Source organism: Kribbella deserti, from assembly GCF_042434725.1.
GTDB lineage: Bacteria > Actinomycetota > Actinomycetes > Propionibacteriales > Kribbellaceae > Kribbella > Kribbella deserti.
In genome coordinates this window covers 1-12,139 of record NZ_JBHLTC010000014.1, presented here as the reverse complement: position 1 = coordinate 12,139, position 12,139 = coordinate 1, and the positions used below count along the sequence as shown (strand labels likewise).

Genomic DNA, 12,139 nt, shown 5'->3' with positions numbered 1-12,139 from the left:
CGTTCATACCGGTATGAAGGTCAAGAGGAGATGCGCGAATGCTGATCGGGGAGTTGAGCCGGCGGACCGGCGTGCAGACGCATCAGCTGCGGTACTACGAGTCCCAGGGACTGCTCGAACCGCATCGCGCCCACAACGGCTACCGCGAGTACCCCGAGGAGGCCGTCGTCACGGTGGCCCAGATCCGGAAGCTGCTCGGCGCGGGCCTGTCCACCGAGGAGATCGGATTCCTGTTGCCGTGCGCGACCGGCACGTTGCCCGATCTCAAGCCGTGTCCCGAACTGCTCGACGCGTTGCGGGCCCGGCTGGCCGGGCTCGACCAGCACATCGACGACCTGGTCCGCGCCCGCGAGGTGCTGCAGGACTACATCACTCTCACCGAGCAGAGCGTCGCCTAGCTCGAAGCCTCAGAGCGGGCGGGTGGCGGTCCAGCTGACGCCGCCGCGTTCGTAGCCGAGCCAGCGGTTGACCGCGAGCATGGGCCGATTGTCCGCGTCGTTCCCGGTGTACGCCGCGACGAAGCCGGCCTCCCGGGCCCGGTGCAACGCCGCCGACTTGACCACCTTCGCCAGGCCCTGGCCGCGGTACTTCGGCAAGGTCCCGGTCAGGTTGGACCAGATCACCTGGCGATCCGCGTCCGCGGTGGTGGTGACGAACGAGGCCACCTCACCGTCGGCCAGTACGGCGATGCTCAGGTCCTTCGCCAGGTCCGGGTGGTCCCAGTCGGTCGCCAGCCACTCCTCGAACGGCGGGGCCGCCGACAGACCGCTCGGATCGCCCTCCACCACCCCGGACGTGGCCTGCCAGACCGTGCGCGGTTCCAGCGCGTCGTACGTGACGAGGTCGAACCCGGGCGGCGGTGGTACCGCCTCGGGAAGCTGATCGAGCGGGGCCTTCGCGTGGGCGAGTTCCCGGCCCATCGTGAAACCGCGGTCGGTCGCGAATCGCTTGGACGGCTCATCGTCGTTCGTCACGGTGATGAGCGTGGTCGCGCCGATTCCGGCGGCGGCGCCGATGACGGTCTCGGCCATCGCGGCACCGATACCGCGCCGGCCGTGTTCCGGCGGGACCTGAACGGCGATGCGGCTCCGGCCCGCGTCGTCGGGGGCCCAAGCGTTGCCGTATCCGACGACGACGTCGTTCTCGACAGCGACGAACACCACCCGGCGGGAGGCCTTGGCCAGCTCGGCCGCGATCCCCGCGGGCGTCTTCACCAGGTACGGCGTGGTGCGTGCCCAAACCGCCGCGATCCCCGCCGCATCCGCAGTTCCAGCCTTCCGAATCCCAAACCCCATGCCCCGACGATAGCTCTGCCCGCCACTCTGCGAGGAAGGTCTCGGATTCGAGACAGAAAGTTGGTGGAGGTGCTGCCGGGTACGCCGGTGGCGTGGTGCAGTGGGAGGGTGAACAGCTTGCACGAAGTAGTGGTCGGGACCGGCGCGCTGACGCCGGCTGAGGTGGTCGCGGTCGCGCGGTACGGCGCGCGGGTGCGGATCGACGACGGCGCGCTGGAGGAGATCGCGAAGTCGCGGGCGGCGATCGAGGCCCTCGCGCACGCGGACACCCCGCACTACGGCGTCTCGACCGGGTTCGGCGCTCTCGCCACCCGGCACATCGCGCCGGAGCTGCGGGCCCAGTTGCAGCGCAGCCTGGTTCGATCGCACGCGGCCGGTTCGGGCCCTGAGGTCGAAACCGAGGTCGTCCGCGCTCTCGCCCTGCTGCGGCTGTCCACCCTCGCGACCGGCCGGACCGGCGTGAAGGTGGAAACGGCCCAGGCGTACGCCGACCTGCTGAACGCGGGCATCACCCCGGTCGTGCACGAGTACGGCAGCCTCGGTTGTTCCGGCGACCTGGCCCCGCTGTCGCACGTGGCCCTCGCGCTGATGGGTGAAGGCCCGGTCCGCAACTCCGCCGGCGACCTGGTTCCAGCGGCCGAGGCCCTCGCCGCGGCGGACCTGAAGCCGATCGTGCTCGCGGAGAAGGAAGGCCTCGCGCTGATCAACGGCACGGACGGCATGCTCGGCATGCTGGTTCTCGCCCTCGCGGACCTGGAACGCCTGCTGAAGACGGCCGATCTCGCCGCCGCGATGAGCGTGGAAGGCCAGCTCGGTACCGACCGGGTCTTCGCCGCGGACCTGCAGGCGTTGCGCCCGCATCCCGGCCAGGCCGCGTCCGCCGCGAACCTGCGCGCCGTACTCGCCGACAGCGGGATCGTGGCGAGCCACCGAGGGCCCGACTGCAACCGGGTCCAGGACGCGTATTCATTGCGGTGTTCCCCGCAGGTGCATGGCGCCGCGCGTGACACGTATACCCACGCCGCGGTGGTGGCGGGGCGGGAGTTGGCCGCCGCGATCGACAACCCGGTGGTGCTGCCGGACGGCCGGGTCGAGTCGAACGGCAACTTCCACGGTGCACCCGTCGGGTACGTGCTCGACTTCCTCGCGATCGTGGCCGCGGATCTGGCCGGCATCAGCGAACGCCGTACCGATCGCTTTCTCGATGTCGCCCGCAACCACGGGCTGAACGCGTTCCTGGCCGACGACCCGGGCGTCGACTCGGGCCACATGATCGCGCAGTACACCCAGGCCGCGGTGGTCTCCGAGCTCAAGCGGCTCGCGAACCCGGCCAGCGTCGACTCGATTCCGAGCAGCGCGATGCAGGAGGACCACGTTTCGATGGGCTGGTCCGCCGCCCGCAAACTGCGCCGCAGTGTCGACGGCCTGCAGCGGGTCATCGCGATCGAGATCCTGACCGCCGCCCGCGCGCTCGATCTGCGCGGTCCGCTTCAGCCCTCGCCCGCCACCGACGCCGTCCGGCGCGCGCTGCGGGTGCACGTCGAGGGACCCGGTACCGACCGGCACCTCGCGCCCGAAATCGAGTACGCCGTCCAGTTGGTTGCCGATGGCACCATTCTGGCCGCGGCGGAATCCGTTACCGGCCCACTGCAGTGAAAGGTTCACGCCCTATGTCTGGTCCTCGTCCCGTTCGCGCCGCTCGTGGCACCACCCTCACCGCGCAGGGCTGGCAGCAGGAGGCCGCGCTGCGCATGCTGCAGAACAACCTCGACCCGGAGGTGGCCGAGCACCCCGACGAGCTGGTCGTGTACGGCGGTTCGGGTAAGGCCGCGCGGGACTGGAACTCGTTCGACGCGATGGTCCGTACGCTGACCACGCTGAAGCAGGACGAGACCATGCTGGTGCAGTCCGGCCGGCCGGTCGGCGTGATGCGCACGCACGAGTGGGCCCCGCGAGTGCTGATCGCGAACTCGAACCTTGTCGGCGACTGGGCCAACTGGGAGGAGTTCCGGCGGCTGGAGGCGATGGGCCTCACCATGTACGGCCAGATGACCGCGGGCTCGTGGATCTACATCGGCACGCAGGGGATCTTGCAGGGCACGTACGAGACCTTCGCCGCGGTGGCCGCCAAGAGGTTCAACGGCACGCTTGCCGGAACTATCACCCTCACCGCGGGTCTAGGCGGGATGGGCGGCGCGCAGCCGTTGGCCGTCACCATGAACGACGGTGTGGCCATCTGTATCGACGTTGACGAGTCGCGGATCAAGCGCCGGATCGAGCACCGCTACCTCGACGTACAGGCGTCGTCGGTGGATGAGGCGCTTCGGCTCGCTGAAGAGGCCAAGGCCGCGCGTAAGCCGCTCTCGATCGGCGTACTGGGTAATGCCGCCGAGATCGTCCCGGACCTGCTCGAGCGGGGTGCGCCGATCGACATCGTTACGGATCAGACTTCCGCGCATGATCCGCTCATGTACCTCCCGGCGGGTATCGACTTCGCGGACTGGTCTACCGCTCGGGAGAAGGACCCGGCGGGTTTCACCGACAGGGCCCGCGAATCGATGGCTAGGCACGTTGAGGCCATGGTGGGCTTCATGGATCTTGGTGCCGAGGTATTCGACTACGGCAACTCCATCCGGGATGAGGCTCGTAAGGCCGGGTATAGCCGGGCGTTCGAGTTCCCGGGCTTCGTACCGGCGTACATCCGTCCGCTGTTCTGCGAGGGCAAGGGCCCGTTCCGGTGGGCCGCGCTGTCCGGCAACCCCGAGGACATCGCGAAGACCGACCGGGCGATCCTGGAGATGTTCCCGGAGAACGAGCACCTTCAGCGCTGGATCAAGATGGCCGGCGAGCGGGTGGCATTCCAGGGACTGCCCGCGCGGATCTGCTGGCTCGGGTACGGCGAACGGGACAAGGCGGGGCTGCGGTTCAACGACATGGTGGCCTCGGGCGAACTGGAGGCGCCGATCGTGATCGGGCGCGACCACCTCGACTGCGGCAGTGTCGCCTCGCCGTACCGGGAGACCGAGGCGATGCTGGACGGTTCCGACGCGATCGCGGACTGGCCGTTGCTGAACGCGATGGTGAACGTCGGCTCCGGCGCGTCGTGGGTCTCGATCCACCACGGCGGCGGCGTGGGCATGGGCCGCTCGATTCACGCCGGCCAGGTCTCGGTTGCCGACGGCACCGATCTGGCCCGGCACAAGCTCGAGCGCGTGCTCACCAACGACCCGGGCATGGGCGTGATCCGGCATGTCGACGCCGGGTACGAGCGTGCCGACGAGATCGCGACGCAGCGTGGTGTCCGGATCCCGATGAGCGATCTCGCTGAATGAGAACCGGCAAAACGCTGCGGTTCTGTCGGTGGCGTCGCCTAGGCTGCTGAACAGTTCCAGAGATCGTCTCCGGGAGCGCGAAGGGGCGCTGCATGATCGAGTTCGACCAGGTGACCAAGCGGTATCCGGGCGGCACCGTCGCCGTCGACGACTTGTCGCTGCGAATTCCGAGCAACGAGATCACGGTCTTCGTCGGTCCGTCCGGCTGTGGCAAGACCACGTCGTTGCGCATGATCAACCGGACGATCGAGCGCAGCAGCGGCGTGATCTCGATCGACGGCGAGGACATCAACGACCGCGACCCGGTCACGCTGCGGCGCGGTATCGGTTATGTGATCCAGCATGCCGGGTTGTTCCCGCACCGCACCGTGGCGGACAACATCGCGACCGTGCCGAAGCTGCTCGGCTGGGACAAGCGCAAGGCCCGCGCGACGGCGATGGAGCTGATCGAGCGGGTCGGCCTTGATCCCAAGCTCGCCGATCGCTATCCGGCGCAGCTGTCCGGCGGCCAGCAGCAGCGCGTCGGCGTGGCCCGCGCGCTCGCTGCGGACCCGCTGATCATGCTGATGGACGAGCCGTTCAGCGCGGTGGACCCGATCGTGCGGCATCAGCTGCAGGAGGAACTGCTCCGGCTGCAACGCGATATCGGCAAGACCATCGTTTTTGTCACTCACGACATCGATGAGGCGATCAAGCTCGGCGACAACGTGGCCGTGCTGCGCGTCGGCGGCAAGCTGGCCCAGTTCGCGCCACCGGCGGAGTTGCTGGCCAATCCGGCCGACGACTTCGTCGAGAGCTTCATCGGGCAGGACCGCGGCTACCGGGCGCTCACCTTCCTGCCCGCCGCCGACCTGCCGCTGGAGGCGGTGCCCGACGAGCTGGTCATCGACGCCGACGGCAAGCCGGCGGGCTGGCGGGTCGACGGCGAGGTCAAGCCGCTCGGCGCGTCCTTCCAGCGGTCGGACTCGTTGCGCGCGGCCCTGGATTCGGTGCTCACCTCACCGGTCGGCCACGGTGTCTGCGTGGACGAAGGCGGCAAACCCGTCGGCGTGATCGGTTATGCCGCCTTCAGTGGAGCGCTGCGGCGATGACCTGGGTCGGCGAGAACCTCGACATCATCTGGGCCCAGCTCCGCGAGCACATCTATCTCGCCGTGCTGCCAGTGCTGTTCGGCCTGCTGATCGCGGTCCCCCTCGGCTACCTCGCCACCCGCCACTCGTGGCTGGCGAATCCGCTGGTGGCCCTCGGTGGCGTGCTCTACTCGCTGCCGTCGATCGCGCTGTTCATCGTGCTGCCGGTGATTCTCGGCACCCAGATCCTTTCGCCGATCAACATCATCGCCGCGCTGACGATCTACGCCGTCTCACTGCTGATCCGCAATGTGATCGACGGGCTCAGATCGGTGCCACCCGAGGTTCGGCAGTCCGCGATCGCCGTCGGCTACGGCACGTTCCGCCGGGTGCTCACGATCGATCTGCCCATCGCCGTACCGGTGATCTTCGCCGGGCTGCGGGTGGTCACCGTCGCGAACATCTCGATGGTGAGCGTCGGCGCGCTGATCGGCATCGGCGGCCTCGGTGACCTGTTCACCGACGGCTTCCAGAAGAACTTCCTCACCCCGATCATCGTCGGCATCGTGCTGTCGCTGGCGCTCGCGTTGCTGGCCGATCTCCTCATCGTCGGCCTGCAACGGCTGCTGACGCCATGGGCCCGGGCCGGCGCCGCGGGAAAGGCGGCCTGACATGTTGCAGAGCATGCTGGAGTTCCTGACCGACTCGGCGAACTGGTCCGGTGCCGAGGGCATCGGCAACCGAATCCTGCAACACATCTGGTACACGTTTCTCGCGCTCGGCCTCGCCGCTCTGATCGCGCTGCCGGTCGGCCTGCTGATCGGGCATACCCGGCGCGGCGCCTTCCTCGCGATCAACCTGGGCAACGCGGCCCGCGCGCTGCCGACGCTGGGCCTGCTGACGTTGATCGTGCTGCTGATGGGCCGGATCGGATTCACCCCGGTGCTGGTGGCTCTGGTCGTGCTGGGCATTCCACCCATCCTCACCTCGACGTATGCCGGTGTCAGCGGGGTCGATCCCGCCACCGTGGACGCCGCCCGCGGAATGGGCATGACCGAGGGCGAGATCCTGCGCCAGGTCGAGATCCCGATCGCGCTGCCGCTGATCATCTCCGGCCTGCGCAGTGCCACCCTGCAGATCGTGTCGACCGCGACCATCGCGGCGATCGTGGCGCTCGGTGGGCTCGGCCGGTATGTGGTCGACGGTCTGTCCCTGCGGGACTTCCCGCAGATGCTGAGTGGCGCCGTACTGGTGGCCCTGCTGGCGATCGTGCTCGACCTCCTGTTCGCCCTCGCGGCCCGGTTCACCGTCTCCGACGGGCTGACCGGCCGGGTCAGTAAAAGCCTCACCCAGACGACCCCGGCTCAAGCCGGGAGCTAACGGACCCCTGGAGGATCCCGTGTTCCACCGTCATGTCATCCGTACCGCCATCGCCACACTGGCGGTAGCCTCTCTCGCCGCCTGCGGTGGCGGCAGCGACCCGCTGAGCGGCGGCGATGCCGGCAGCACCGAGGCCCCCAAGAAGGTCGACAGCATCACCATCGGCTCGGCCAAGTTCGGCGAGAGCGAACTGCTCGCCGAGATGTATGCCCAGGCGCTGCAGGCCAAGGGCCTCACCGTGAAGAAGCAGTTGAACATCGGCCAGCGCGAGGCCTACATGACCGCGATCAAGGACGGCTCCGTGCACGTCCTGCCGGAGTACACCGGCGCAGCCCTGGAGTTCTTCAAGAAGGGTGCCGAGACCGGCGACGAGAAGGCGACCTACGAGTCGCTCAAGGAAGCGCTGCCGGACGGCCTGGAGGTGCTGGAGATGTCGCCGGCCGCCGACGAGGACACCATCGCCGTCACCAAGGCGACCGCCGACAAGTACAACCTGAAGTCGATCGCCGACCTCAAGGACCACGCGAAGAACATGGTCGCGGGCGGTGGCGCCGAGTTCAAGATCCGTCGTTCCGGCCTGGCCGGCATGAAGGATGAGTACGGCGTCGAGTTCAAGGAGTTCAAGACGCTGGACTCGGGCGGCCCGCTCAGCCTGCAGGCCCTGAAGGCCGACCAGATCCAGGTCACCAACTTCTTCTCCACCCAGTCGGTGATCAAGGACAACAACCTGGTGCTGCTGGAGGACCCGAAGAACATCCTGCCGCCGAACAACGTCGTTCCGCTGGTCCGTACCGATCACAAGGACGAGACCGTCACCACCACGCTGAACGCGGTATCGGCCAAGCTCACCACTGACGAGCTCACCGACCTGGTCAAGCGGGTCGAGGTCGGCAAGGAGCGGGCCGAGGCCGTGGCCAAGGAGTGGCTGACGAAGAACAGCCTTGTCTGAGTCGTTCGAGCAGATGTGGCCGGCGCTGGCCGCCATCGGGAGGGACCCTGAGTCCGGGGGCTACTCCCGCGGCGGCTGGACGCCGGCCGAGCGGGAATCCACCGCCTGGTTCGTCGACCAGTGCGCCACCCGCGGCCTGGAGGTCGAGTCCGATGGGCTCGGCAACCTCGTCGCGTGGTGGGCGCCTGGTTCGGTGTCCGGCCCGGGCGTGGTGACCGGCAGCCATCTGGACTCGGTGCTGAACGGCGGCGCCTTCGATGGGCCGCTGGGTGTGGTCTCGGCGCTCGCCGCGGTGGATCGGCTGCGGGCCGACGGGTTCCAGCCGTCGGTGCCGATCGGCGTCGGCGCCTTCGTTGAGGAAGAGGGCTCCCGCTTCGGCATGCCGTGCCTCGGCTCGCGCGTCGCCGTCGGCGCCATCTCCGCCGCCAAGGCGCTGGACCTGCAGGACCGCTCGGGGGTTTCGCTGCGCGCGGCGCTGGAATCCTCCGGCACCGACCCGGCCGGGGTTGGACCGTCACCGTTGCTGGACCGGATGGCGACCTTCGTGGAACTGCACGTCGAGCAAGGACGGGCCTTGGTCGACGAAGGCGCCGCGGTCGGGGTGGCCTCGGCGATCTGGCCGCACGGGCGGTTCCGATTCACGTTCACCGGTGAGGCCAATCACGCCGGAACCACGCTGATGGAGGATCGGCACGACCCGATGCTCACGTATGCGATGACCGCGCTTGCCGCCAACAAACAGGCCCGGCTCGCCGGAGCCCGGGCCACCTTCGGCCGGCTCACGGTCGAACCCAACGGCACGAACGCTGTGCCGTCACGGGTCGTCGCCTGGCTCGACGCCCGCGCAGCCGACGACGCCACGCTGCAATCGTTGCTCCAGGCGATCACCCGGCAGGCGACGGAACGAGCCGAACGAGACGGTACGGCGGTTGAAGTGCTGCCCGAATCGGTCTCGCCGGTTGTCGACTTCCAGCCGGGTCTACGGGATCGGCTGGTCGAGGTGCTTGATGGTGTCCCGGTGCTGCCGACTGGCGCGGGGCATGACGCCGGCATCTTCTCGGCCGCGGGGATTCCGACGGCCATGTTGTTCGTGCGCAATCCGACCGGGGTTTCGCACTCACCCGCGGAGAACGCCGAACTCGACGACTGCCTGCAGGGGGTCGAGGCACTCGCCGCCGTACTGGAGGACCTGGCCCGGTGACGTCGTACTGGTGTGAACAGGCACTGCTGCCCGACGGAATCCGTGCGGGCGTGCTGGTCGAGATCGCGGATGGCCGCTTCGCCTCGGTCACGCCCGACTCGGCCTTCGGCGCCGGGATGGAACGCCTCGACGGTCTGGTGATCCCAGGGCTGGCGAACTGCCACAGCCACGCGTTCCACCGGGCGCTGCGCGGCCGGACCCAGACGGAACGAGGCACCTTCTGGACTTGGCGAGAGCAGATGTATGCCGTCGCCTCCCGCCTTACCCCCGAGTCGTACTACGAACTGGCGCGGGGCGTTTACGGCGAGATGGCGCTGGCGGGAATCACCTGCGTGGGGGAGTTCCACTACCTGCACCACGCGCCGGGCGGTGTGCCTTACGACGAGCCGAACGCGATGGGCGAGGCGTTGATCGAGGCGGCCCGCTCGGTCGGTCTACGGATCGCCCTGCTGGACACCTGTTACGTTGCCGGAGGCATCGATCAACCGCTGAACCCTGTGCAGCAACGCTTCAGCGACGGTACGGCGGACGCTTGGGCTGCTCGCGTGTCCGGGTTGAAGGGCGCGGACGACGTGATGATCGGAGCCGCCGCGCACTCGATCCGGGGCGTGCCGCAGGACCAGCTCAGCACGGTGGCGCATTTGTTGCCCGAGGCCCCTTTGCACATCCACTTGTCCGAGCAGGTCGCGGAGAACGAGGCCTGCGCGGCCGCGTATGGCAGGACTCCGACCCAACTACTGGACGAAACCGGTTTCCTGACCGGGCGTACGAGCGCGGTGCATGCGACCCACCTGACGAAAGTCGATATCGGACTACTGGGTGGATCCGGTTCGTATGCCTGCTTCTGCCCGACGACCGAGCGGGACCTGGCCGACGGGATCGGGCCATCGGTCGCTCTGCGGGAGGCCGGTTCGCCGTTGACGTTGGGTTCGGACAGCCATGCGGTGATCGACCTGTTCGAGGAGATGCGCGCGGTGGAACTGGACGAGCGGCTCGCCACGCAAGAGCGGGGCCACTGGTCCGCGCCGGAGTTGCTGGCCGCCGCGACGGTCGACGGCCACCGCTCGCTCGGATTCCCCGACGCGGGCCGGATTCAGCCCGGCGCCAGGGCGGACCTGGTCGCCGTACGGCTCGACAGTGTGCGAACCGCCGGGGGTGGTGCCACTCCGGAAACCGCCGTCTTCGCCGCCACTGCCGCGGACGTGACCACCGTCATCGCGTCGGGCCACCCCATCGTCACGGCCTCGCGGCACACCACCCTCGACGTACCCACCACCCTCACCACCACGATCACCGCTCTCACCAACCCATGACCGCCGCAGCCTTTCCGCGAGTGGTCGCCTCCGTCCCCACGGTCGCCGATGCAGGAGTGCGTCCGCGGCCGTCCCCCCACATTCATCCGCCGGTCCCAATCCCTCGGCAGCAGCCCGCGGACGTGGGCCGTGCGCGGGGAGAGCCGGATCGCGGCCGACGAATGAAACCTCCGCCCCCGAAGACCTCCCACGAGCGGACCTGAACCCATGACCTCCGTACTGCTGACCGGCATCGCCTCCCTCGTCACCAACGACCCATCGCATGGCGACGGCAAACCCGGCGACATCGGCGAGCTTCGCGACGCGGCCCTCGTCATCGAAGGCAAGCGTTTCGCCTGGGTGGGCCCGCGCCGCGACGCCCCGCCCGCCGACAGCGCGGTAGACCTGGGTGGCCGTGCGGTGATTCCCGGTTTCGTGGACTCGCACTCCCACCTGGTCTTCGCCGGAGACCGGGCCGAGGAGTTCGCCGCCCGGATGACCGGCGTGCCCTACTCCGCCGGCGGCATCCGAACCACCGTCGCCGCCACCCGGCAGGCCACCGACGAAGAGCTCACCGCGAATGTCGCGAGGCTCGTCGCGGAGATGCGTCGCCAGGGCACAACCACCGTCGAGATCAAGTCCGGTTATGGGCTGACCGTGGCGGACGAAGCTCGCGGGCTCGCGCTCGCGCGCGCGTTCACCGACGAGACGACGTACCTGGGCGCGCATGTGGTGCCACCCGAGTACGCCGACGACCCCGCGTCGTACGTCGAACTCGTAACCGGGCCGATGCTCGAAGCCGCGGCGCCACACGCGAAATGGGTGGACGTTTTCGTCGAGCGAGGTGCTTTCGACGCGGATCAGGCGCGGGCGATCCTGACGGCAGGGCGGGCGAAGGGCCTGGTGCCCCGGGTTCATGCGAACCAACTTGGCGACGGACCCGGCGTGCAGCTCGCGTGTGAGGTCGGCGCCGCGGCGGCGGATCACTGCACGCACCTGAGTGACGCCGACGTGGATGCGCTGGCATCGAGCGGGGTGGTGGCCGGGTTGTTGCCGGCGGTGGAGTTCTCGACGCGATCGCCTTATCCGGACGCGCGCCGGCTGCTCGACGCCGGTGTCACGGTGTCGTTGGCGAGCGACTGCAATCCCGGTTCCTGCTACTCGTCGTCGATGCCGTTGTGCATCGCGCTCGCGGTGCGGGAGATGCGAATGACGCCGGCGGAGGCGATCTGGTCGGCTACGGCAGGTGGTGCCGCGTCGCTGCGCAGGGAGGACATCGGCCGGATCGCCGTCGGCTTCCAGGCAGATCTGGCGGTGCTCGATGCGCCGTCGTACCTGCATCTGGCGTACCGCCCGGGGGTGCCGTTGGTGGCTCAGACCTGGGTCGGCGGGCGACCGGTTTGAGGCCGGGGGACCCCCGTTTTGCATCTTGGCGGTGAATACCAGTAGTGTTCTTCTTGTTGGAGCGAGTGCGGGACGCGAAAGCGGCCGGACGCTTCAAACTCCCTGAAGATCCTGGTTACCGGGTCACGCCTAGTGCGGGGTTCGGTCACTGAGTCACGTCAGGGTGGCTGGGTCGGAAAGCCCGATTTGACCGGGTCTGGAAGAAACAGTAATGTT

General features: G+C 68.6%; 11 protein-coding genes. 10 read left to right on the top strand and 1 reads right to left on the bottom strand.

Annotated features, from left to right (window positions below; all coding sequences use genetic code 11):
• Window positions 1–38: 38 nt before the first annotated feature.
• Entirely contained in the window at window positions 39–398 is a 360-nt protein-coding gene (locus ACFFGN_RS11540) for a MerR family transcriptional regulator (protein WP_380046341.1), read from the top strand.
• Window positions 399–407: 9 nt separating this feature from the next.
• On the opposite strand, the gene ACFFGN_RS11535 is transcribed toward ACFFGN_RS11540, so the two are convergent.
• Window positions 408–1,295: a GNAT family N-acetyltransferase gene (locus tag ACFFGN_RS11535; RefSeq protein ID WP_380046339.1), complete on the bottom strand. Its 888-nt coding sequence runs from the start codon at window positions 1,293–1,295 to the stop codon at window positions 408–410.
• 117 nt (window positions 1,296–1,412) lie between these two features.
• On the opposite strand from ACFFGN_RS11535, the gene hutH reads away from it, so the two are divergent.
• The 9 genes from hutH to hutI all read left to right on the top strand — a co-directional run bounded on the left by hutH (window position 1,413) and on the right by hutI (window position 11,923).
• Window positions 1,413–2,951: a histidine ammonia-lyase gene (gene hutH, locus ACFFGN_RS11530; protein ID WP_380046337.1), complete on the top strand. Its 1,539-nt coding sequence runs from the start codon at window positions 1,413–1,415 to the stop codon at window positions 2,949–2,951.
• A gap of 14 nt (window positions 2,952–2,965) precedes the next feature.
• Window positions 2,966–4,627 (top strand): urocanate hydratase, encoded by a 1,662-nt coding sequence (gene hutU, locus ACFFGN_RS11525; protein ID WP_380046335.1) that lies wholly within the window; start codon window positions 2,966–2,968, stop codon window positions 4,625–4,627.
• 92 nt (window positions 4,628–4,719) lie between these two features.
• Complete coding sequence (locus ACFFGN_RS11520; protein WP_380046333.1) at window positions 4,720–5,718, top strand: ABC transporter ATP-binding protein; 999 nt, start codon at window positions 4,720–4,722, stop codon at window positions 5,716–5,718.
• The gene (locus tag ACFFGN_RS11515) at window positions 5,715–6,368 is read left to right on the top strand and encodes an ABC transporter permease (RefSeq protein ID WP_380046331.1); all 654 of its coding nucleotides are present in this window, start codon (window positions 5,715–5,717) and stop codon (window positions 6,366–6,368) included. Before ACFFGN_RS11520 ends, ACFFGN_RS11515 begins: the two co-directional genes overlap by 4 nt.
• A 1-nt stretch (window position 6,369) precedes the next feature.
• Window positions 6,370–7,077, top strand: a complete 708-nt coding sequence (locus tag ACFFGN_RS11510) for an ABC transporter permease (protein ID WP_380046329.1) — start codon at window positions 6,370–6,372, stop codon at window positions 7,075–7,077.
• A 19-nt stretch (window positions 7,078–7,096) separates the two neighbouring features.
• Window positions 7,097–8,026, top strand: coding sequence for an ABC transporter substrate-binding protein (locus ACFFGN_RS11505; protein ID WP_380046327.1), 930 nt, complete (start codon window positions 7,097–7,099; stop codon window positions 8,024–8,026).
• Window positions 8,019–9,227: an allantoate amidohydrolase gene (locus tag ACFFGN_RS11500; RefSeq protein ID WP_380046325.1), complete on the top strand. Its 1,209-nt coding sequence runs from the start codon at window positions 8,019–8,021 to the stop codon at window positions 9,225–9,227. Before ACFFGN_RS11505 ends, ACFFGN_RS11500 begins: the two co-directional genes overlap by 8 nt.
• Complete coding sequence (locus tag ACFFGN_RS11495; RefSeq protein WP_380046323.1) at window positions 9,224–10,540, top strand: formimidoylglutamate deiminase; 1,317 nt, start codon at window positions 9,224–9,226, stop codon at window positions 10,538–10,540. Before ACFFGN_RS11500 ends, ACFFGN_RS11495 begins: the two co-directional genes overlap by 4 nt.
• A gap of 207 nt (window positions 10,541–10,747) precedes the next feature.
• Window positions 10,748–11,923: an imidazolonepropionase gene (gene hutI, locus ACFFGN_RS11490; protein ID WP_380046321.1), complete on the top strand. Its 1,176-nt coding sequence runs from the start codon at window positions 10,748–10,750 to the stop codon at window positions 11,921–11,923.
• The last annotated feature ends 216 nt before the right edge of the window (window positions 11,924–12,139 follow it).